Annotated in this window: 12 protein-coding genes and 1 other RNA gene; 10 read left to right on the top strand and 3 right to left on the bottom strand. The window is 64.4% G+C overall.

Going from position 1 to position 22,327, the window contains the following annotated elements; genetic code table 11:
- Positions 1–4 precede the first annotated feature (4 nt).
- The 3 genes from glyS (at position 5) to XdyCFBP7245_RS08075 (ending at position 3,957) form a co-directional block, all read left to right on the top strand.
- Complete coding sequence (glyS, locus tag XdyCFBP7245_RS08090) at positions 5–2,227, top strand: glycine--tRNA ligase subunit beta (RefSeq protein ID WP_104615180.1); 2,223 nt, start codon at positions 5–7, stop codon at positions 2,225–2,227.
- Complete coding sequence (locus XdyCFBP7245_RS08085; protein WP_104615179.1) at positions 2,227–3,819, top strand: tetratricopeptide repeat-containing sulfotransferase family protein; 1,593 nt, start codon at positions 2,227–2,229, stop codon at positions 3,817–3,819. Before glyS ends, XdyCFBP7245_RS08085 begins: the two co-directional genes overlap by 1 nt.
- A 66-nt stretch (positions 3,820–3,885) precedes the next feature.
- Positions 3,886–3,957, top strand: a non-coding RNA gene (locus XdyCFBP7245_RS08075) — sX9 sRNA.
- A gap of 386 nt (positions 3,958–4,343) precedes the next feature.
- Here the strand turns inward: XdyCFBP7245_RS08075 and XdyCFBP7245_RS08070 are convergent.
- On the bottom strand, positions 4,344–7,043 hold the full coding sequence (locus XdyCFBP7245_RS08070; RefSeq protein WP_211287661.1) for a TonB-dependent receptor plug domain-containing protein: 2,700 nt from the start codon (positions 7,041–7,043) through the stop codon (positions 4,344–4,346).
- Between the two features lie 239 nt (positions 7,044–7,282).
- Here XdyCFBP7245_RS08070 and XdyCFBP7245_RS08065 point away from each other — a divergent pair, with 239 nt between their 5' ends.
- The 5 genes from XdyCFBP7245_RS08065 to XdyCFBP7245_RS08040 all read left to right on the top strand — a co-directional run bounded on the left by XdyCFBP7245_RS08065 (position 7,283) and on the right by XdyCFBP7245_RS08040 (position 14,650).
- Positions 7,283–9,064 carry an autotransporter assembly complex protein TamA gene (locus XdyCFBP7245_RS08065; protein WP_104615177.1) on the top strand — a complete coding sequence of 594 codons (1,782 nt, stop codon included), beginning with the start codon at positions 7,283–7,285 and terminating at the stop codon, positions 9,062–9,064.
- Complete coding sequence (locus XdyCFBP7245_RS08060) at positions 9,061–12,915, top strand: translocation/assembly module TamB domain-containing protein (RefSeq protein WP_104615176.1); 3,855 nt, start codon at positions 9,061–9,063, stop codon at positions 12,913–12,915. The genes XdyCFBP7245_RS08065 and XdyCFBP7245_RS08060 overlap by 4 nt, the downstream gene beginning before the upstream one ends.
- A gap of 638 nt (positions 12,916–13,553) precedes the next feature.
- Complete coding sequence (locus XdyCFBP7245_RS08050; RefSeq protein WP_104615174.1) at positions 13,554–13,982, top strand: hypothetical protein; 429 nt, start codon at positions 13,554–13,556, stop codon at positions 13,980–13,982.
- A gap of 10 nt (positions 13,983–13,992) precedes the next feature.
- The gene (locus tag XdyCFBP7245_RS08045) at positions 13,993–14,442 is read left to right on the top strand and encodes a type II 3-dehydroquinate dehydratase (protein ID WP_170068567.1); all 450 of its coding nucleotides are present in this window, start codon (positions 13,993–13,995) and stop codon (positions 14,440–14,442) included.
- On the top strand, positions 14,423–14,650 hold the full coding sequence (locus XdyCFBP7245_RS08040) for a hypothetical protein (RefSeq protein WP_170068566.1): 228 nt from the start codon (positions 14,423–14,425) through the stop codon (positions 14,648–14,650). The genes XdyCFBP7245_RS08045 and XdyCFBP7245_RS08040 overlap by 20 nt, the downstream gene beginning before the upstream one ends.
- A 389-nt stretch (positions 14,651–15,039) precedes the next feature.
- On the opposite strand, the gene XdyCFBP7245_RS08035 is transcribed toward XdyCFBP7245_RS08040, so the two are convergent.
- Positions 15,040–16,770 carry an outer membrane protein assembly factor BamB family protein gene (locus XdyCFBP7245_RS08035; protein ID WP_104615173.1) on the bottom strand — a complete coding sequence of 577 codons (1,731 nt, stop codon included), beginning with the start codon at positions 16,768–16,770 and terminating at the stop codon, positions 15,040–15,042.
- A 590-nt stretch (positions 16,771–17,360) separates the two neighbouring features.
- Positions 17,361–17,945: a gluconokinase gene (locus XdyCFBP7245_RS08030; protein WP_104615172.1), complete on the bottom strand. Its 585-nt coding sequence runs from the start codon at positions 17,943–17,945 to the stop codon at positions 17,361–17,363.
- A 157-nt stretch (positions 17,946–18,102) separates the two neighbouring features.
- Here XdyCFBP7245_RS08030 and XdyCFBP7245_RS08025 point away from each other — a divergent pair, with 157 nt between their 5' ends.
- Entirely contained in the window at positions 18,103–19,485 is a 1,383-nt protein-coding gene (locus tag XdyCFBP7245_RS08025; RefSeq protein WP_104615171.1) for an MFS transporter, read from the top strand.
- 2 nt (positions 19,486–19,487) lie between these two features.
- On the top strand, positions 19,488–21,887 hold the full coding sequence (locus tag XdyCFBP7245_RS08020) for a GH36-type glycosyl hydrolase domain-containing protein (RefSeq protein ID WP_211287658.1): 2,400 nt from the start codon (positions 19,488–19,490) through the stop codon (positions 21,885–21,887).
- Positions 21,888–22,327: the final 440 nt, after the last annotated feature.

The following is a 22,327-nucleotide window of genomic DNA, read 5'->3' as shown; positions in this document are numbered from 1 at the left end:
CGCAATGACTCAGATGCATCCCCTGCTGATCGAACTGGGCACCGAAGAGCTGCCGGTCAAGGCGCTGCCGGGCCTGGCACAGGCCTTCTTCGACGGCGTGCTGAGCGGGCTGGAAAAGCGCGGCGTCGCGGTCAACCGCGGCGATGCCAAGCCGCTGTCCACCCCGCGCCGCCTGGCGGTGTTGCTGCCGGGCGTGGCCACCGAACAGCCGGAACAGCGCTCCGAAGTGCTGGGCCCGTATCTCAATATTGCGCTGGATGCCGACGGCAACCCGACCAAGGCACTGGCCGGGTTTGCCGCCAAGGCCGGCATCGACTGGACCGCGCTGGAGCGCACCAGCGACGCCAAGGGCGAGCGCTTTGTGCATCGCGCAGTGACGCCGGGTGCGCGCACCGCCGCGCTGTTGCCGGAGATCCTGCGCGAAGCGATTGCCGCCATGCCCATCCCCAAGCCGATGCGTTGGGGCGCGCATGCCTATGCCTTCGCGCGGCCGGTGCAGTGGCTGGTGCTGCTGTTCGGCACTGAGGTCATCCCGGCCGAACTGTTGGGCGTGCGGGGCGACCGCATCACCCGCGGTCATCGTTTCATGCACGAAGGGCAGGTGTCGTTGTCCGCGCCGGGCGACTACATCGACGCGCTGCGCAGCGCGCATGTGCTGGTGGATGCCGATGCACGCCGCACGCGGATCGTCGAAGAGGTCCAAGCGGCCGCCAAGCAGGCCGGCGGCAGCGCGCGCATCAGCGACGACAATCTGGAGCAGGTGGTCAACCTGGTCGAATGGCCGTCGGCGGTGCTGTGCAGCTTCGAGCGCGCGTTCCTGGCGGTGCCACAGGAAGCGCTGATCGAAACCATGGAGATCAACCAGAAATTCTTCCCGGTGCTGGATGACGGCGGCAAGTTGACCGAGCAGTTCATCGGCATTGCCAACATCGTCTCCAGGGACGTGGCCGAAGTGGCCAAGGGCTACGAGCGGGTGATCCGTCCGCGCTTTGCCGATGCCAAGTTCTTCTTCGACGAAGACCTCAAGCAGGGGCTGGAAGCGATGGGCGCGGGCCTTGCCGGCGTCACCTATCAGGCCAAGCTGGGCAGCGTGGCCGACAAGGTCGCGCGCGTGGCTGCGCTTGCCGAAATGATTGCCCCGCAAGTTGGTGCCGATCCGGCGCAGGCACGCCGCACTGCGGAGTTGGCCAAGAACGATCTGCAGTCGCGCATGGTCAACGAATTCCCGGAATTGCAGGGTATTGCCGGGCGCCATTACGCAAAAGCCGCTGGCGAGCCGAGCGAGATTTCGCTGGCCATCGACGAGGCTTACCAGCCGCGTTTTGCCGGTGACGACATCGCGCTGTCGCCACTGGGCAAGGTACTGGCGATTGCCGAGCGTCTGGATACCTTGGCTGGTGGCTTTGCAGCCGGGCTGAAGCCGACCGGCAACAAGGACCCGTTTGCGCTGCGGCGTAATGCGTTGGGCTTGGCGCGGACGGTGATTGAGAGTGGGTTTGAGTTGGATCTTTGCCAGTTGGTTACTCAAGCTTATCTGCACGCAGATCGTTGCCTGCGCGTGACAGCATGGAAGAAAAAACTGCTCCAAATCGACAAGGAATCTGCAGAGTTCACCTTTGAGCGTTACGGCTATAACGTCGATCCAATAAACGCGCGTGGTCCTGACGGCATGGTGGATGCAGACCTTGAAGCAAGAGTGCCTAGTGCAGAGCAAGTTCACGAACTCTACGATTTCATCCTGGATCGTTTGAAGGGTTACTACGCTGACAGAGGCGTACCAGCGACCTACTTCAACGCCGTCGCAGAACTGCGGCCCGCGTCTCTCTACGACTTCGACCGCCGCATCGATGCCATCGGCATCTTCGCCACGCTACCCGAGGCCGAGGCGCTGGCCGCGGCCAACAAGCGCATCCGCAACATCTTGCGCAAGGTCGACGGCGAAATCCCTGGCGACATCGACACCACGCTGCTGCGCGAACCGGCCGAAGAAGCGCTGGCCGAAGCGGTGGAAGCGGCCATCGGCGACACCGGCGATGCGCTGCACCGCCACGACTACGTTGCCGTGCTGGCTCGGCTGGCCCGCCTGCGCCCGCAGGTGGACGCGTTCTTCGATGGGGTGATGGTCAATGCCGAAGACCCGCAGCTGCGTGCCAACCGTCTGGCGCTGCTGAAGAAGCTCGGCGACCGCCTCGGCAGCGTTGCCGCCATCGAGCATCTGTCCAGCTGATGTCCACCGCTGCCGGCGCGACGCAGTGGCAACGTGCCCAGGACGCGCTGGCACGCCGCGACATAGCCGCCGCGGCGGCGGCGTTGCAGGCGGTGTTGGCGGTGGAGCCGACGCATGTGTCGGCCCGGGTGCTGTTGGCCGGCACCGTGCTGGCGAGCGGCCAGATGCGCGAGGCAGTCACGCAGCTGCGCTTGGCCGCGCGCGATCTGGGCGACGATGTGACGCTGCGTTGCCGTGTGGCGCAAGCGCTGCTGCGCGTTGGCGAACATCGGCCGTTGCATGCGCTGCTGCGGCATCCATCGGTGCTGCAGTGTGGCGACGGCGCGACGCTGGCCTTGCTGGCGCATGTGCATCAATCGCTGGGCGAACATCCCGAGGCGCTGGCGATGATGCAGCGCGCGCAGGCCTGCGGATTCGATGGCGCGGATTTCCGCTTTTTCCTTGCCGTGCAATTGCAGTTCAACGGGCATCTGGATGCGGCAGCGCAGGCGCTGGAACAGACCTTGGCGCAGCAGCCCGGCTACGGCCGTGCGGCGCTGACGCGTGCACGCTTGCGCCGCCAGAGCGCGACCGATAACCATATCGCTGCACTGCGCCAGCAGTTGCAGCGCGCTGCACCCGGGAGCGAAGACCGGGCCGGGCTGGCATTCGCGCTGTACAAGGAGCTGGAAGATCTGGGCGAGACCGATGCAGCCTGGGAGGCGCTTCAGCATGGCAATGCAGTCATGCATGCGCGCTTGCGCCACGATGCCGACGCCGAGGCATCGCTGTATGCGCAGTTGGGCGCCTTGGCCGATCAAGGCGTGTTTGCTGCCCAGCCAGCTGATGCTGCACCCGGCCCGCAACCCATCTTCGTGCTTGGCCTGCCACGTTCGGGCACCACGGTGCTCGAACGCATGCTGGGTAACCATTCGCAGATTGTCTCTGCGGGCGAGCTGAGCGACTTCGGCCATCAGTTGCGCTGGGGCGCGGACCAGGCCGGACGCAGCCTGCTGGATGCGGGCCTGTTGCAGGCGCTGCCCACGCTGGACTACGCGCAGGTCGGGCAGCGCTATCTGGAGCAGACGCAGTGGCGCGCGGGGGCGGCGCGCTGGTATATCGACAAATTGCCTGCCAATGCAGTGGCGATCGGGCCGATCGCACGCGCGTTGCCGGGTGCACTGATCGTGCACCTGGTGCGCGAGCCGATGGCAGTGTGCTTTTCCAACTATCGCGCGCTGTTCGGCGACTCCTATGCCTACAGCTACGACCTGCAGACGCTGGCGCGGCATTACCAGGCCTATCACGGCTTGATGGCGCAGTGGCGCGCCGCGCTTCCGGGCCGGGTGATCGATGTGGACTATGCGCAGATGGTGCGCGATCCGTCGGCGGTGCTGGAGCAGTTGATGGCGCGCTGCGGGTTGGCGATAGAGCCAGGGCAGAGCGACATCACCCGCAATGCCGCAGCGTCGGCGACGCTGAGCAGCGTGCAGGTACGCGAAGGTGTGCATGCGCGCAATGTGGAGGCGTGGCGCCGCTATGCAACGCAGCTGGAGCCGCTGAGACAGGCCTTACTGCAGGCGGGCATGATCGAAGCAGGCGCCACGCTCTAAGAGCGGCTAACAAAAGGACTGTGCTCACCGCCAGGCGGGCGCTATCGGTGCTCGGAATCGGCACTTAGCACTCGTACACTCCGGTTCCTCCGCGCCGTCCATATATACCTGACGACTGCTCGCTACGTTTTGTTAGCCGCTCCAAGCCAGCTGACAAACGCGTGCGCTCATGGCCAGGTAGATGCGGCCTGCTGTTTGATCCCATCAGTACACCGTCATGTCGACAAGTGCGATGTCCTCACGGCTTGCAGGACCGGGTGGCACGATGGATGCGGCGTAAGAACCTGGAGGGATGGACGCAGGGCGTGTCGTGCAAGCGGTGAGGGCAGCGCGCCCTCATCCCAGGTGTCTGGAAACATGTCTGCCAAGGCGAGTGCGACCAGACCTGGCCTCCATCGAGACAGCGTTCAAGTGATGTTGGTCGCTGCTCCAAGTCCAATCCAGGCGCATCCGCTTTGGCGGAGATGCCTCAAAAAAAGACCGGCAGTCATGATGACTGCCGGCCGTTGGTCATAACCGATGACTCACTGCGCGCCGAAGCGCCAGTTCAATTCCAGCATGTACGAACGGCCGTAGCCGGTGTAGTTGAAGATGTTGTAGTACGGGTAGTCGGTGTAGGTGCGATCACGCGGTGGGCGGGTGTCGGCGAGATTGTTGACGGTGGCCGTCAGCGAGATGTCGTCGTTGATCGCATAGTCCAGCGTCGCATTGAAGGTGGTCCATGCCCCGACCTTGCGTGCGCCTTCCACCGCATAGCCATCGGTACTCTGCTGCGCGAGGAGGTTGGGGGTACGGCCGTAGCGCTGGCCGAACAAGGTGGTGGTCCACGCATCCTTTTGCCAGGTGATCGAGGCATTGGTGATGCTGCGGAACTCGGAAGAGAAGAACGGCTCGCTCAGCAGGTCGCGCACCGGGTCTTGCGGGAACTGCTGGCTTTCGTGCTTGAGCGTCAGGTTGTATTGCGCGTCGAACACAAACAGGCCCCAGGAGTCGGTGGCCAGGTTGTAGGTCGCCTTGGTCAGCACGCCGGAGATTTCCTCGGTGGAAATATTGACCGGGTTGATGCGGATGTTGCTCAGGCGATTGGGTACCTGCGCATCGGCGGCGGTGCGGTCGATGCGCGACAGCGCGTCCACGCAGGTCGGCGAATTGATGTCCAGAGCGCCGAGCCGGCAGGCCGATTCGTTTTGCAGCAATGCATCGGTGCTCAGGTCGCTGACCTTGTCCTCGATCTTGATGTTGTAGTAATCGGCATTGACGCTGAAGCGTGCGCTCGGCGACCACACCACGCCGGCGCCCCAGGATTTTGCGGTGATCGACTTCAGATCGGCATTGCCGGACCGACGGCCCTGGATGGTGGTGCCGGCATAGGTGCAGTCGGCGATCGGCACGCCGGGTTCTTCGACCGCGCAGCGGTAGTAGTCGTTGACGCCCTGGAAGAAGCCGCTATCGCCAGCGAACGAGAACGCCATGTCCGGTGCCTTGAACGCAGTGGCGTAGTTGCCGCGGAACAGCAGCGAATCGATCGGGCGGAATTCCAGTGCGGCCTTGTAGGTGAACTTGGAATCGCCACCGCCGCCCTGGTTCTTGTAGTCGTCGTAGCGGCCGGACAGATTGGCGGTCAAGGTGCTCAGGATCGGCACCCGCATTTCGAAGGCCGCCGCCCAGTTCTCGCGCTTGCCGCTGCCCTGGGTGCCGGTCAGCTGGTAGAAGTCGCCGGCAATCACACGCGGGTCGGTCGGGTTGGTCCAGTACTGATTACCGGCCTGCAACACCCCGGCAACGCCGACCGCACCGGCTGGCAGGTTGAACAACTCGGTGTTGGTCAGCTGCAGGTTGACGTTCTGGGTCCAGGTCCGGGACTTGGTGCGGATTTCATCGTTGAAGCTGCGGTACTGCGCCGGCGTCAACGCGCGGTAGAAGTTGGCATCGTTGGGCGAATAGATCGGGTAGCCGTAGTACTCGCCCTGCGGCGCGCCGAGGAACTGTTCGCGGAAGAAATCTTCGATGCGGTCGGCCAGCGGCCACTGCTGACGGCTTTCGATGCGATATTCCGAGCGTGCGTAGTACGCATCGTAGGTCCAGTTGCTGGCGCCCAGGCCGCCTTTCAGGCCGAGCGCGATGTTGTAGGAGTCGGCAGTCTGGCGGTCGTTGTTGAAATTGTTGTTGCCGGTTTCTTCCGGTGCAAAAACGCGTTGATAGCTTTCGAGCTGCTGGCTGTCCCCGTTGTAAAAAAAGCCACCGGTGTCCGACGAGGTCTGCCAGAAGCGGGGTCCGCTATTGACCTCGACCTTGGTGCGATTGAGCAACACGGTCGAGTACAGCTCGGTGTTGTCGTTGAACGCGTAGCTCAGGTTGGCATAGCCGCTGGCGCTGCGTTCCTTGTTGAGGATGCTGGCATAGCCCGGCTCGGTACGGCTGCTGCAGAAGTTGCCGCGGTTGGCGCGGTTGTCGTATTGCACCGACCCATTGAACAGCGCCCCCAACGCCGCGCAGTTGTCTGCGCCGGGGTCGACATAGGTGGCCGGGGGGCCGGCGACGTTATGCAGCGCGATGCGCGAACCGTAGCGCAGGGTCGGGTCCGGATTGTCGTCGGTGGAATCGAAGTCGCGGCGCTGATAGCCGTAGATCGGATCCTGATTGTTGAGCTGCAGGCCCCATACGATGTTGGCGCCGCCGATCTCGTTGCCGCCGGTGAGCTGAAGGCGCTGGTTGTTGCCGCCACCGCCGTCGTAGGTGCCCATGCGGTAATTCATCTGCACGCCGTCCATGCGCTTTTTCAGGATGATGTTGACCACACCGGCGATGGCGCTGGAGCCGTAGATCGAGGACTGGTTACCGGGCGCTACGTCGATGCGCTCGACCATGCCCACCGGCACGCTGGCCAGATCGACGAAGTTGCTCTGGCCGTTGTAGAGCAACGGGTAGTCGGCCATCGGCCGGCCATCGATCAGCACCAGGGTGAAGCCGGGATCCAGGCCGAGCAGGCTCAGCGACTTGGCACCCGCGGTGAAGCCGTTGCTGAACTGGCTATCCTGGACCGCGCCAGTGGCCATCGGTTGCGAGCGCAGCACGTCGTAGACGTCCTTGAAGCCGCGGCGCTGGATGTCCTGGGCGGTGATCGAGAACACCGGGGTTGCGGTTTCGACCTGGGAACGGGGGATCAACGACCCTGTCACCGTCACCTTGTCCAGTTGAGTCACTTCACCTTGCTGCTGTGCCAGTGCAAGCGATGGCATGGTCAGGGCGGTGCACACGGCGGTAACTAGCAAATGACGCTTCATGAAACGAACCTCTCTCTCCAAAGGTCTAGACGGGCGCGCGGCAATCGGGGGGCCGTACGCGATGGGTGCCAACGAAACGTTAACAACGTGCCGACTGTACCGAGTTCCATTGGGTGCCGTATAGGCGTGTTTGCTTAGATTTTTTGTCCCTTCACGCCAAGGCTGGGTATCCTTTGCCGATGCTTAAAGCCGTCTTTGCTCTTTCCCTGCTGTGCACCCTGTTCGTTCCGCTGCAAGCGGCTGCCCGGGCGACCATCGACAAGATCGAGATCAAAGGGCTGGACGACGGCGACGATGCCGAGATGATCGAGAACATCGAAGTCTCCCTGTCTCTGTATGAGGCCGTCGGCAAAGAGCAGGGCGAATCGCGATTGGAGTACCTGCTTGCGCAGGCGGAGCGGCAGACGCGCGAGGCACTGGAGCCGTTCGGTTATTACTCGCCGACCATCGAACTGGCCGCGCCGCGCAACGGCGACAAGGTGACGGTGGTGATCACGGTGGACCGTGGCGAGCCGGTCCGGGTACGTACCTCGCATATCTCCATCACCGGTTGGGCCGAGCAGGACCGTTATCTGGGGCAGGACCTCAAACAGTTCGAGCCGCGCGAAGGCCAGGTCTTCAGTCATCCGCAGTACGAAGCCAGCAAGGTGCGCATCACCCGGCGTCTGGCCGAGCGTGGGTACTTCGACGCCGACTTCACCCAGCGCCGGGTCGCGGTGACGCGCGCCGAACACGCCGCCGACATCGACCTGAATTGGGATAGCGGCCGCCGCTACGACATGGGCAAGGTGCGCTTCGACTACGACTACTTTCGCGATGGCCTGTTCGACCCGCTGGTCTATTGGGACGAGGGCAGCTACTACCACGAAGGCAAGCTGGATCGGCTGCGCGAGTCGCTGACCAAGCTGGATTACTTCAGTACCATCGATATCCAGCCCAAGCCCGAAGACGCCGATGCCGATGGCCGCGTGCCGGTGGACGTCAAGCTCACCCGCGCCAAGCGCACCGTCTACACCTCCGGTCTGAGCTACGGCAGCGAGAGCGGCGCCGGTGTGCGCGGCGGCGTGGAGCGGCGTTATGTCAATGCGCGTGGCCACAAGATGGACACGCAGCTGGATTACGCGCAGAACCGCAAGAGCCTGACCACCAGTTACCGGGTGCCGGCGTTCCGTTGGCTCGACGGCTGGTATACCGCCTCGGCGCGCCTGTACGACGAGCAGACCGAATACATCGACCTGCGCAACGTCAAACTCACCGGCAGCCGCAGCGGCCAGATCAACGAGCGCTGGAGCGCGATCGCCTCGATCAACGCCTTGCGCGAGCGCTGGCGGTTCAGCAGCGGCGACGATTTCGAAGGCGCGGTGTACGAAACCTCCACGCTGATCTATCCGCAGCTGCAGGCCAACTACATCAATGTCGACGACCGGCTGTTTCCGCGTAGCGGTGTATCGGGCCAGGCGCTGATCCGTGGTGGCGCCGAAGGTGCGGGTTCGGACACCAACTTCGGCCAGCTCTATGGGCAGCTGCGCTGGTTTTTGGGCGCCGGCGAGAACGGGCGGGTGATCCTGCGCGGCGAAGGCGGCGGCACCTGGACCAGCGATCTGGTGGCGATGCCGCCCAGCCTGCGCTTCTTTGCCGGTGGCGCCAACAGCATCCGCGGCTACGCCTTCCGCGAAGTGGGCCCACGCACGCCCAGACCGGACGAATTTGCGCTCGGTGCCAAGAACGTGGTCACCGGTAGCGCCGAGTACGAGCATTACCTCAAGGGCGGCCCGTGGGGCGGAGCGGTGTTTGTCGATAGCGGCAGCGCCTTCGACGACCGGCCCGACTGGCATACCGGTATCGGCTTCGGTCTGCGTTGGCGTTCGCCGGTGGGGCCGGTGCGCGTGGATATCGCACACGGCTTGAACGACCCTGACTCGCAGTTTCAGCTCTACATCGATATCGGGGCCAACCTGTGAGCACACCCACGCCACCTGCCGCACCGCGCCGCGCGCGTTTTTATCGCCGGCGCCGGTTCTGGGTGGGCTCGGGGCTGACCGTGCTCGGGTTGGTGCTGCTGGCCCTGATCGCGCTCTATTGGTTGCTGCAGACCGTGGCCGGGCGCGACGTGTTGCTGGCGCAGGTGGTTGCGCGCCTGCCGGTGGGTGCCAGCTTCAGCTACGGCAGCGTCGAAGGCCCGGTGGCCGGCCCGCTGACCTTGCGCAATGTCGACTTCAGGTATCAGGACATCCACTTCACCGCCGAGCGCGTGTACCTGGAGCCGGATCTGCGCCCATTGCTCGGCCGCAAGCTGCAGCTGGACGCAGTGCAGGTGAGCAACGCCACGTTGAACCTGGGCAAGAGCGACGAACCGTTCAAGCTCCCCAGCTGGCCCGAGTCGCTGCCGCAGATCGAGGTGCCGCTGGCGATCCAGGCCGACAAGATCGATGTGCAGAACCTGCGCATCACCCAGTTGCAACAGCCGATGATCGTGCTGCACAAGATGCAGGGCGGGCTGGAAGTGGCCACCGGCGAACTGCGCACGCGCGATCTGGTGATCGATACCGACATGGGCGATTTCCGCCTGCATGGGGATTACATTCCGAACGACGCTTACCACGCCGATCTCACCGCCACCGCAGTGCTGCCGGCTGCGCGTGGCCGCACGCCGGCCAGCCTGGGCCTGGTCGCACGCGGTGACCTGGACAAGATGGAAGTGGCCATCGCCGGCCGCGCGCCGGCACCGCTGCAGGCCAGCCTGGTGTTCACCGGCCGCAACGACCCGACCTGGGCGTTCAAGGCCGTCACCGAGGCACTGGATACCTCGCTGCTGATTCCGGCCGCCGCTGGCGCGACCTACGCACCGGCCACGCCGATCGCAGTGAACCTGACCGCGTCCGGCAAGGGCGGTAACGCCGACCTGCAGGGCAGCGTCAAACAGGGCGCGCTGAGCGCGACCTTGCAGCCGTCGCACATCAGCCTGCAGGAGCAGGTGTTGACCGTCGAACCGTTGGTGATCGATACCTTCGAAGGGCGCACTCAGCTGCGCGGCACCGCCGACTTCCGCGATACGCAGAATCCGAGTTTCCGTTTTGCGGTCAATGCCAAGGGCCTGCGCTTCACTCCTGCGACCGACCCGGCCACCCCCGATGCGCCGGTGGTGCCGGTGGAATTGATCGATGCTCGCCTGGGCGTGGCTGGCACGCTGAAAGCGTGGGCCGCGATCGGCCGCGCCACCGTGGAGCGCGACGGCCAGCAGGCCGCGCTGGTGTTCGACAGCCGTGGCAACGACCAACGCGCGCAGCTCAAGCAGGTGCAGGCCACCACGCCGGGCGGCTCGCTGGATGTCACTGGCGAAGTGGGCTGGGCACCGGAGCTGCAGTGGGATGTCACCGCGCAGCTGGCCAAGTTCGATCCGGGCTATTTCGCGCCGGGCTGGAACGGCAATCTGTCCGGCAAGATCGCCTCCCAGGGCCGGCAGCTGCCGGCGCCGGCCGGTGGCGTCTCGCCGGGCGTCGAAGCCACGGCCGACATTCCCAGCCTGACCGGCCAGCTGCGCCAGCGCGCGCTGGCGGCCAACGGCAAGTTCGCCCTGCGTGGCGAACAGGGCGAGGGCGAACTGCAGCTATCGCTGGGCAATAGCCGCGTCACTGCCAAGGGCAAGGTCGGCGACCAGCTGGAGATCGCCGCGCAACTGCAGCCGCTGCAACTGGACGACGTGCTGCCTGGCGCCACCGGCGCCGTGCGCGGGCAGTTGCAGGTCAGCGGCCGCCGCGATGCGCCGGACATCACCGCCGACATCGCCGGCACTGGCCTGCGCTGGAACACCTACACCGCGCAGAGCATCAGCTTGCGTGGGCGCTTGCCGTGGCGCGGCAGCGATGGGCAGCTGGCGTTGCAGGGCACTGCCATCGAAGCGGGTGTGGTGCTGGACAGCGTGCGGGTGCAGGCACGCGGCGCGGTGGAAGCGCTGCGCCTGGATGCCGATATCGCCAACAGCATGGCCAGCGTCTCGCTGCAGGGCGATGTGCGCCGTAATGGCGACCGCTGGCAGGGCCAGGTCGCCACGCTGCGCATCGCACCGTCGAAGGGCGATGCGTGGGCGCTACGGCAGCCGGCGCAGTTCAGCACCGATGGCGCGGCGTTCACTCTGTCCGACACCTGCCTGGGCGCGGCCACCGGCGGCGCGCTGTGCGCCAGCGCCAATTGGCCGCGCGAGGGCATGGTGGTGCATGGCGACGCCTTGCCGCTGTCGTTGGTGCAACCGTGGTTGCCCAAGCAGGAAGGTCGGCAGATCTATCTGCGCGGAGAGCTCGCACTCGACGGCAGCTTCAAGCCGCGCGGCAATGCATGGGAAGGCAGCTTCCGCCTCGCCTCGCCCGAAGGCGGTATCCGCCTGGGCGAAACCCGCTACGCCGCAGTGGCCGGCAACCCCAATCGCGGTGAGTTGCTGCGCTACGACCAGTTCAGCATGCAGGCCGATTTCACCCCGCAGCAGATCCAGGGCAAGCTCGGTGTCGGCTTCCAGGGCGCGGGCTTCGTCGATGCCAAATTCAACACTGGCTGGGACGCGTACGCGCCGCTCAATGGCGAGCTATATCTCAACATGTCGCGGCTGTACTGGCTGGAGCTGGTGGTGGCCGATGTGGTGCGGCCCAAGGGCTTGGTCGAAGGCCATGTGAGCCTGCGCGGCACCCGCGACAAACCGCTGCTCGGCGGCGACGCCACCCTGAGCGATTTCACTGCCGAATACCCCTCGATGGGCCTGACCTTGAGCGAGGGCAAGGGTCGCTTCGACGCCTTGCCGGACGGCTCGGCCAAGATCACCGCCTCGGCCAAGTCCGGCGAGGGCACGCTCACCGTCGATGGCGGGCTGTCGTGGTTCGGTACCAGCACCCCGCTGCTGCTCAATATCCGCGGGCAGAACGTGCTGGCCTACAACACCAGCGAGTTGCGCGTCATCGCCAACCCGGACATGCAGTTCGGCATCACCGACAACACCATGCAGCTGCGCGGCAAGGTCACCGTGCCCGAAGCCGATATCGACCTGGAGCGTCTGGATCGCGGCACCTCGGTGTCCGAAGACGTGGTGGTGCTGGACCCGGTCGACCCGCAAGCCGCGCCGTCCTCGCTCTTGGATATGGACCTGGCCATCGTGCTGGGCGACAAGGTCAACATGAGCGGCTTCGGCCTGAAGGGCGGGCTCAGCGGGCAGATGCAGATCCGCGCGCGCCCGGGGCGCGAGATGACCGCCAATGGCGGGCTGGATGTGCGTGGCCGCTACAAGGCCTATGGCCAGGACCTGACCATCAGCCGCGGCCAGCTGACCTGGAACAACAACATCGTCTCCGACCCGCGCGTGAGCCTGCGCGCCGAACGCAAGATCGGCGATGTCACCGCCGGTATCGACGTCAGCGGCCGCGCCGAATCGCCACGTGCCGATGTGTGGTCGGAGCCGGCGATGTCGCAATCCGAAGCGCTGTCGTACCTGGTGCTCGGCCGCGGCCTGTCCACCGCCAGCAGCGACGAAACCCAGCAAGTCAGCGCCGCCTCGGCCGCACTGTCGGCCGGTAGCAGCCTGATCGCCTCGCAGATCGGCGCCAAGCTCGGCCTGGACGAAGCCGGCGTCAGCCAATCCAGCACGCTCGGCTCAGTGGTGGGATTCGGCAAATACCTCTCGCCCAGGTTGTACGTCGGCTACGGCGTCTCGATGATCGGCGGCGGCTCGGTGCTGACGCTGAAGTACCTGCTCAGCCGCGGCTTCGATGTGGAAGCCGAATCCAGCACGGTGGAGACCAAGGGGTCTGTGAATTGGCGGCGGGAGAAGTAGGGGGCGACAGTTAGCTTGCGGGAAGCTGCTGGCCCATCTGCGAAGTCTGCCGCCTGTAGCTTGCAGATCTTGCTGCGTGGATAAAAGGTTATGTCGCTTGCGTCGGCGTGTATCTTCCGAGTGGTAGTAAGAAAGAACGCCAGGCGGACTGGTTTGTGATTGACCTGTAAGTGATGTTGCAAAATGATTTTCCAGGTAGTCCAGGAGAGCGAGCACAGCATGAGGGCTGCGAGGAGAAGATGGCTTAGGAGGCTTGTCGTTTATCAGGTCGGTTACATAATCATGTTTTGCGCGTTCTTTCTGATACTCCAATGGTCTGGAGTGGATTTGGCATTCACCAAAACAGTGAAGCTGTTTTTCTTCTCGGAATTGTTGCTAATAGTAGCGCTGGCAATCGACTACTCGAAAATGTGTAGGCGGTAAGTGCCCGCCCTGCGGAACCAGGTTCCCACTGCGTAAACGTTTTTCAGCCCCATGTGCGCTGAGCACCGTCATCACTTGCACGTCGTGCGGTTTCGACTGGTGAGGGCAAGCGGTTACGTACTCTTTATGCCCGCGCAGTGGTGCGGGCCTAGCCTGTTTACGCCCGACAAATCTACCTTGGCACTCCCGCACAGTGGTGCGTTGAGCCAAACACGATGTGTATCCTGATTTTGCAAGGTCCCCAGGCCGATCCGGCGCCAGCGTTGCCGGTCATGTCGCCCGAGTGTGATGGGCGTGCGCTGCGGACGGTGGCGTGCGCCGATGTCGATAGCTTGATTGCGAGCTTGCAATTGGCCGGTGGCGATGCAGAGGTGGAACTGGTGCTGCTGGACTCGGGCGATCTGCCGTTATGCGAGCGCAGCTGTGCCAGGGCCTTGCGTGCGGCGGTGGATGCGCTGCCCACGCCGTACATCGAGCTGCATGCCGATGCGGCGCAGGAGCTGGAGCCGTGGCTGCATCCGCAGCATGCGCCGTTGGCGGTGGTGATTGCGCCGCACGATGCGCCGCGTGCGTATGCGATGTCGTTGGGCATTGCCGCGCGCTGTCTGCCGTCGTTGCACGCGCCGTTGCGCGTGGCTGCCTGAGGACGTCGGCATGTCGATCATGATCGTGCGTGGGCCCGATGCGTTATCGCCGCGGGTGCGTGGGCCGCAGCCGTTGCCGCGGGCCGTGATCCGGCAGCTGGTGCAATGTGCCGGCGATGCAGGCAAGACGGTGGCGTTGCGCGCCTGCGGGTCGGAGCAGGAGTTGCTGGATGCGTTGCGCGTGGCCGGGCAGGCGCGGATGGACATTGCGTTGATCGATCCGGGCAGTTGCGTGGACAGCGTGCGCCTGCATCGGGTGCTGGCGGCGTTGCGCTATCCCTATGTGGAAACGCACGACGACAGTACGGACCGGCCGGAGCGCTGCCTGCCGGCAGGTCTGGGCGAGTGCGTGGCGACGGTGCGCGGTTACTGCGCGCAGAGCTATCTGCTGGGGCTGGAAATCGCGTTGGAACATCTGGGCTGCACGGAGATTCAGGGCGATGTCCACGTCGGCACCTGAGCCGCACCAGCTGCATTACTTCGCCGACTACGAAGGCTATTGCGATGGTCGGCCGGTGCTATGGGGGCAGCTCGCTCACAGCGTGGAGGTGCCTGCCGATGGCGTTCTGGATGCCGCCGGACTGGTGTGTGCGTTGCGCCGTCGTGCGGCAGAAGCGCATGGGCTGGAAGCGGGGCAGATCCGTCTCTGTCAGGTCACGCGGCTGTAGCGGCATGACCTACGCTTGTGGTGTAGCGCGCGTTGTACGCGCATGTTGCGGTCGATCAAGAACGCGGCGCTTCTTTCCATGCGTCGCAACAAGACTGTGTCGGCATGCCGATCGCTGCAGCCGCACGCACCTGTCTTACGTACGCTGTCCATGATCGTGCCACCGAGCGACGACGCTGTCCTGCGATCACGCCACGGCATTGAATACAGAGCATTGCGTGGCGCAGTCTCCATACTCAATCAGGAAACAGCAACAGCAAACAGCACATACGCGCATCAATGCGCTGCCATATCGATTCTCCAGCCCCACACACAACGACGCCACCCGAAGGCGGCGTCGTTGTTTTGCTTTCACTGCGCATCACGCAACGCAGAGCATGTGCTAACCGCTTACTTGGCCGCACCGCTCTCCGGCACGAACTTGGTCAGCTGATTGCTGGTCGCGGCGGTGCCGAAGTTGAAGCGGCCGTAGCCGGCGCCCCAGTACAGCGCACCATTGACCACGGCCGGCGAGCTGATGACCGAACCGGTGGCGTCGTAGTTCCACAGCGTGGCGCCGGTGTCGGTGTCGAGGGCGACCATGTTGCCGGCCATCGAGCCGGCGTACAGCAGGTTCGGCGACACCGTCAGCGAGCCTTGGCCACCGGCCGGTACGGTCGGGTTGACGCGGTTGATGCCAGGCACCTTGACCTGCCATTTGATCTTGCCGGTGGCTGCATCCAACGCTGCCCACGAGCCGCCGTTGTGGGTGACGGTGTTGTCCGGCCCCAGGGTGTAGGTGGCGTTGCTACTGTTGTTGATGGCCACATAAATCTGCGACTTGTATGGGTCGAACGCGGTGCCCCACTCGACGCCGCCGGTGGTGCCGCCGGGGCCGACCTGGGTCGACCACACTTTGGCGCCGGTCTTGGCATCGAACGCCCAGTAAGTGCCGCTCTTGGCCCCGGCACCGACTGCCTGCTGCGCCTTGCCGTCACGCCACACGGTGAACAGCTGCACGCCCGCGCCGCCGAAATCGTAATCGGGGCCGGTCAGGTTAGTTGCTTGCGTATTGGGGCACAGGCCGTTGGTGGGCGCCACGATGCACGACAGGTTCCACGCGTCATAGCCCTGTGCGCGGTCGGCCCACACCAGCTTGCCGGTGTCCAGATTCAACGACACCACCGAGTCGACGTAGTTATCCGGCGCCATGCAGTTCAGTTCGTCCTGCACGGTGAGTTCGCTGCCACGGAAAGAACGCGCATTGGACACGCAGTTACCGACGCTCTGCGGAATGTTGTAGTTGTTGCCGGTGCCGAAATACAGGCGGCGGCTGATCGGGTCGATCGCCACCTGGCCCCATACCGAGGCGCCGGTGTAGCCCTCGGGCACGTTGTAGAACTGCCACAGCAGCTTGCCGGTGTTCAGATCCAGCGCCACGACGCTGCCGCGGAAACTGAAGGTGTGATTGGGCGCCAGATTGCCCCAGTCGCCCGAGGAGATGCCGACGTAGACGCGGTTGCCGTAGATCACCGGCGAGGAGGTGATGCGCGCCTGCGGGTTGGCTTCGGCGGTGGTCTTCCACAGCAGCTTGCCGGTCTTCTTGTCGATCGCCATCACGGTGCCTGCAGCCTGGTCGCCGACGATGATGCTCTTGGCGCTGATGGCCGGAGTGTTGCGCGTTACCGAGGCGGCATTGCCGGTGTAGTCGGACAGCTTGGCCTGCCAGTTCGGCTTGCCGGTCTGGGTGTCGACGCTATACAGCGTGCCGCCCCAGTCGGGCACATACAGGGTGCCGCCTTCCACGCTCGGCGTGGCCGAGATGTCGCCGGTGGTGGTCAGGGTCCAGGCCGGCTTGAGGCCTTTGACGGTGGTGCGATTGATCTTCCACTCACCCGGCGCGAAGCGCGCGTTGAGGTAACCGCCGCCGGCGGTGGGCCAACTGCTGGGGCTCGCGAATGGGAGGTTGCTGCCGAATGCGCTCCACACCCGACCGGAGCGCGCGAACGCCTGGGCATCCAGGGATGAAACCGACTGTTGTGCGGTAGCGGGGCCGGGCTGGGCGAAAGCCACTGCGCTGGCAAGCAGGCAGGGAATGAGCGTCAAACTGCGTAACCGCAAGCGGCGATTGGAGTTGGTCATCACGGCATGTCCATTGATGGAAGGAAGCGCTGGATCCCCCCGGATCTGCGTGGTGAAGATGGCCGATTGCCGTGTCCGCGCAACACCCGCGCGCCGCTGTATTCATGCAACGGTCGGGTCCGTTCGTCACTGGTAGTACCAGCTCGAAAAATTTGCGTTCAGCACGTGCGTTAATCGCACAAATAGTGCTGAATCATCACTATTTCGCACGAGTGCAATAGAAAAAATGATTCAACGCGACAGTGTTAAATTCGTCCGTAATTCATGGGTTTGCAAAAAGTAACCAGGAAATTTTGCGCCACCTTGTGCGGCGGATTGCAGTCTTATGAAGTACTGCCAGCGCCACCCAGCGTGGCGCGTCACCGACTCTCGATGGGCACGCAAACCAATCAGTGAGACCACCACAAAGCCCCTCTCCCCGCGGGAGAGGGAGTGGGCTGAGGGTACGGGGCCAGACCCCGATGTATCCAAGCCGCGCACGGCTTTGCACGCACCGGCATCCGGCGCTTCGCGCCACCTTCTCCCGATGGGGGAAGGAACAATCGAGCGCACGCTCAGCGGTGGGCTGGGCCAGTGGTGAGCTCTGCGCGTTATGGACGTTGAGGTAAGTGCGCAGCTGCATGCACTGCAGCGGGAGCGTTGAGCGCCAGCTGCGCAATCGCATCGCGCACCACCTCCGGCACGGTCGCGTCCACATCGACCGACACCACGTCTGCCTCGTCCAACGGCAGCTCCAGCGTCTGCAGCTGGCTGTCGAGCAGGCTGGGCGGCATAAAGTGGCCGGCGCGTGCGCTCAGGCGTGCGGCAATCACATGCGGCGCCGCATGCAGGAAGACAAAGCGCATCGGTACGCCGCTGCCGCGCAGCATTTGGCGGTGCGTGCCGCGCAATCCGGAAAATGCCAGCACCACCGATTCGCCAGCCTGCACGCGCTCGCGCAAGGTGGCGGCCATCAGTTCCACCCACGGCAGACGCATGGCGTCGGTCAGCGGTTGGCCGGCTGCCATCTGCGCGCGCGCGGCCACGCTGTGATAGTCGTCGGCATCCAGAAAACGGAAGCGGTAATGCGCGGCGAGCGCCTGCGCGATGGTGGTCTTGCCGCTGCCCGAGACGCCCAATACAACGATGGCCATGGGCGAAGCGGACGCGGGCGTGGCAGGTACGGCGGTGTCCATCACGTCAGGTTATATCTCCGGATCGATTCGGCATTTGAGCCGATTTCACGTTGGCGGCAGCCGATGCGTGGTGTAGCGTCGGCGCTCCTTGCCAGGTGAGCGGGCACCCAGCGTAACGGCGTGCCCGGCCGGGTACAACGCATCCGAAGGTCTGTCGATGACGTCAACACCCGCACCGTCTCCTGCATCGGCGCGCCTGCGCTGGCGCGAAAAGCTGGGCTACGGCGCCGGCGATCTGGGCCTGAATCTGTATTGGGCCAACATCTCGGCGTTTCTGCTGATCTTCTACACCGACACCATGCATCTGCAGGCCGCAGCGGTGGGCACGATGATCCTGCTGACCAAGATCGCCGATGCGATTGCCGACCCGGCAATGGGCGCCATCGCCGACCGCACCCGCAGCCGCTGGGGCAAGTTCCGCCCGTATCTGTTGTGGGGCGCAATACCAATGGCGCTGACCGGCGTGCTTGCCTACACCACGCCGGACCTGGATCAACACGGGCGCATGGTGTGGGCCACGGTGACCTTCCTGGTGATGATGCTGGCCTACACCGTGGTGAGTATTCCGTACTCGGCCTTGTCGGGCGTGATCACCGCCGACAGCCAGCAGCGGACCGGGCTGATCAGCCTGCGTTTCATCGGTGCGTTTGCAGGCACCACGTTGGTCAATTACTTCACGATGGATCTGGTGCGCTGGTTCGGCGGCGGCAACGATGCGCTGGGCTGGCAGCGCACGATGATGCTGTACGGCGCAGTGGCGCTGGTGTTGTTTGTCACCGTGGCATTGACCACGCGCGAGCGCGTGCAACCGCCGCCGCAACAACGCACACCGATCCGGCGCGACATCGCCGATCTGCTGCAGAACAACCCGTGGTGCGTGTTGTTCGTGCTGTCGTTGATCATCATGATCACGATCACCATGCGCGGTGGTGCAGGCGTGTACTACCTCAAGTACTACGTGCAACGCCCGGATCTGGTCGGCTTGTTCCTGGGCAGCTATTCGGTGGCCTTGGGCGTAGGTGCGGCCATCACCCCATTGCTGACGCGGCATTGGGACAAGCGCCAGCTGATGTGCGGGCTGATGGTGATCGTCGGTGTGTTGAGTTGTGCGATGTTCTTCGTGCCTGCCGATGCGGTATGGGCGATCTTCGCGTTGAACATGTTGATCGGCCTGGCGCTGGGGCCGAAGTCGCCGCTGGCGTTTTCGATGTATGCCGACAGCGCCGACTACACCGAATGGCGCACCGGCCGGCGTGCGACCGCGATGACGTTTGCGGCCGCGACGTTTTCGCAAAAGCTTGGCGGCGCACTGGCCTCGGCCGGCATCGCCTGGGTGCTGGCCGGGATGGGCTATGTGGCCAACAGTGCGCAGTCCACCGGGTCGTTGACCGGCATCGTGCTGCTGCTGACGGTGATCCCTGGGGCGATCGCGCTGCTGGCTGCCTGGACCATGCGTTTCTATCCGCTGGACGACGGCTTGCTGAGTCGGATCCAGCACGAATTGGCCGCGCGCAAGCGCGACGAACCGGAGCACCCCTGACCGTGTCTGCAACGCCCACCGCTGCGTCCGACCCACTGTCTACCTTGATGGCGCCCAGCGCCGATGGCATGCGCTACGCGCTCTACAGCCCGACCGCCATGCCCAATGCCGGCGGCTTTTTGTGGAACCGCCGCATGATGTTGCAGCTCACCTGCCGTGGCTATGCCACCGGCCAGTTCATGCAGCCGGAGCCATCCAAGTACGCGCACGCACCGATGCTGGAAGCGCGCAACTTCATGATGCCCGAGCAGCCGTATTACGCGCATCACCCCGGGCGTTTTTTCTATCTCAAGGACGAAGACAGCGGCGCGCTGTATTCGGTGCCGCACGAGCCGGTGCGCGCGCAGCCGCAGGCCTTCGAATTCTCTGCCGGCAAGCACGATGTGCGTTGGCGCGTGCAGCATGACGACATCGTGGTGGAGCTGTGCGTGGCTTTGCCCACCGACGATGCGGTGGAGCTGTGGGAATGCCGTGTGCATAACGCCTCCGGGCGCGCGCGGCGGTTGAGCCTGTACGTGTATTTCCCGGTCGGTTACATGTCGTGGATGCATCAATCCGGCGGCTACGAGCCGGCGCTGGGCGGCATCGTCTGCCGCAGCGTGGCGCCGTACCAGAAAGTGGACGATTATTTCCGTCAGCGCGATTTCAAGGACTGCACCTTCCTGCTGCACGAGCAACCGCCGGCGGCGTGGGACGCGCAGCAACTGGCGTTCGAAGGCGAGGGCGGCTTGCATGCGCCTTCTGCCATCCAGGCCGAGCAGCTGGGCAACAGCGAGGCGCATTACGAAACGCCGGCCGCCGCGTTGCAATATCGCCTGCAGCTGGAGCCCGATGCGGCCAGCGTATATCGCTTTGCATTCGGGCCGGCCAAGGACGATGCAGAAATCGCTGCGCTGCGTGCGCGCTATCTGTCGCAGGAAGGCTTTGCCGAGGCGGCACGCGCCTATGCGCAGTATCTGCACGCCGGCCATGGTTGCATCCAGATCGCCACGCCCGATGCGGCGCTGGACAACCTGGTCAACCATTGGTTGCCGCGGCAGGTGTTCTATCACGGCGATGTCAATCGCCTGACCACCGATCCGCAGACACGCAATTATCTGCAAGACCACATGGGCATGGCCTATCTGCAGCCGGCGACCGCGCGTGCGGCGCTGCTGCATGCCCTGTCGCAGCAGGAACCCAGCGGCGCGATGCCGGACGGCATCTTGCTGGTGGAAGGCGCCGAGCTGAAATACATCAACCAGGTGCCGCATACCGACCATTGCGTGTGGTTGCCGATCTTCCTGAGTGCGTATCTGGCCGAAACCGGCGATGCCAGTGTGCTGGAGGCGGTGGTGCGCACGCACGATAGCCGGGCGCTGAGCGTGGCCGAGCGATTGGATGCTGCGATGCAGTGGTTGCTGGACGCACGTGACGCGCGCGGCCTGAGTTTCATCGCCCAGGGCGATTGGAACGACCCCATGAACATGGTCGGCTGGCGCGGCAAGGGGGTCTCCGGCTGGCTCACCGTGGCGACCGCGTATGCGCTGCGGCTGTGGTCGGACATCTGCGCCGCGCATGGGCGCACCGCGCAGGCGGAAGCATTCGGCCAGGCAGTGGGCACGGTGAATGCCGACGCAAACCGTGAGTTGTGGGACGGCAACTGGTATGCGCGCGGCATCACCGACGACGGTGTGCGCTTCGGCATTGCCGACGATGTGGAAGGGCGCATCTATCTCAACCCGCAGAGTTTTGCGCTGTTGGCCGGCACCGCCGATGCGCAGCAACGCAGGGCGCTGTTGGAGGCGGTGCGCGAGCAACTGCACACGCCGTATGGCCCGGTGATGCTGGCACCGGCCTATACCCACATGCGCGACGACGTGGGTCGCCTCACCCAGAAATGGCCGGGTGCGGCGGAGAACGGTGCGGTCTACAATCACGCGGTGGCGTTCTATCTGTACAGCCTGTACCAGATTGGCGAGGCCGACCGCGCCTGGGAGATCCTGCGCGCGATGCTGCCGGGCCCGACCCGCGAAGACGTGTTGCAGCGGGGTCATCTGCCGGTGTCGCTGCCCAACTACTACCGTGGCGCGTGGCATCAGTACCCGCGCACTGCCGGGCGATCGAGCCAGTTGTTCAACACCGGCACGGTGGCGTGGGTGTATCGCTGCGTGCTGGAAGGTTTGTTCGGCCTAGTCGGCGAGGGCGACGCGTTGGCGATCCGCCCGCAGCTGCCTTCGCACTGGCCGCATGCGCAGGTGACGCGGCAATTTCGTGGCGCGCAGTTCGAGGTCGTGGTGACGCGCGAGGCGGGTCGTCGCGACAGCGAGGTGCTGGTGGATGGCGAGGTCTGCCCGGATCAACGGGTTCACAACATCGTGGCCGGTCGCACGTATCAGGTGCGCGTGCGTCTGCCGGGCTGAGGGGTGTCTGTGGCTTGCTTAGCTAGCGGCCCTCACCCGCCCTTCGGGCACCCTCTCCCCCAGGGGGGAGAGGGGAGGTTGCCGGCAGTTTCTAGATTGGAGTTGCTAGAGCCAAAGCTAACGCCAAAGCCAAAGCTAACGCCAAAGCCAAAGCTAACGCTCAAAGCCAGATCCAGGATCTAGAAGCCTTAAGCCTTAAGCCTTAAGCCTTAAGCCGTAAGCCGTAAGCCGTAAGCCAACCGCCAACAGTCAATCGCCAACAGCCAACAGCCAACAGCCAATAGCCAATAGCCAATAGCCAATAGCCAACAGCCAACAGCCAACAGCCTGCCTTCCGTTCTCATCCGCTAGGCCTCCTTCCCCCGACTGCGGGGGAAGGTGCCCGAAGGGCGGATGGGGGCAGCCACCTCATCCCACCTTCTCCAGCCGTCCACGCGCAG

This window comes from Xanthomonas dyei, assembly GCF_002939865.1.
Classification (GTDB): Bacteria; Pseudomonadota; Gammaproteobacteria; order Xanthomonadales; family Xanthomonadaceae; genus Xanthomonas; species Xanthomonas dyei.
The sequence above is the reverse complement of the archived record's forward strand: the minus strand, read 5'-3'. Positions and strand labels throughout refer to the sequence as shown.

Bases quoted from the DNA above. Each gene is read 5' to 3' on its own strand.
- XdyCFBP7245_RS08025 (WP_104615171.1), top strand. From the start codon at position 18,103: ATGACGTCAACACCCGCACCGTCTCCTGCATCGGCGCGCCTGCGCTGG.
- XdyCFBP7245_RS08085 (WP_104615179.1), top strand. From the start codon at position 2,227: ATGTCCACCGCTGCCGGCGCGACGCAGTGGCAACGTGCCCAGGACGCG.
- XdyCFBP7245_RS08065 (WP_104615177.1), top strand. From the start codon at position 7,283: ATGCTTAAAGCCGTCTTTGCTCTTTCCCTGCTGTGCACCCTGTTCGTT.
- XdyCFBP7245_RS08050 (WP_104615174.1), top strand. From the start codon at position 13,554: ATGTGTATCCTGATTTTGCAAGGTCCCCAGGCCGATCCGGCGCCAGCG.
- XdyCFBP7245_RS08040 (WP_170068566.1), top strand. From the start codon at position 14,423: ATGTCCACGTCGGCACCTGAGCCGCACCAGCTGCATTACTTCGCCGAC.
- XdyCFBP7245_RS08045 (WP_170068567.1), top strand. From the start codon at position 13,993: ATGTCGATCATGATCGTGCGTGGGCCCGATGCGTTATCGCCGCGGGTG.
- XdyCFBP7245_RS08030 (WP_104615172.1), bottom strand. From the start codon at position 17,945: ATGGACACCGCCGTACCTGCCACGCCCGCGTCCGCTTCGCCCATGGCC.
- XdyCFBP7245_RS08035 (WP_104615173.1), bottom strand. From the start codon at position 16,770: ATGACCAACTCCAATCGCCGCTTGCGGTTACGCAGTTTGACGCTCATT.
- glyS (WP_104615180.1), top strand. From the start codon at position 5: ATGACTCAGATGCATCCCCTGCTGATCGAACTGGGCACCGAAGAGCTG.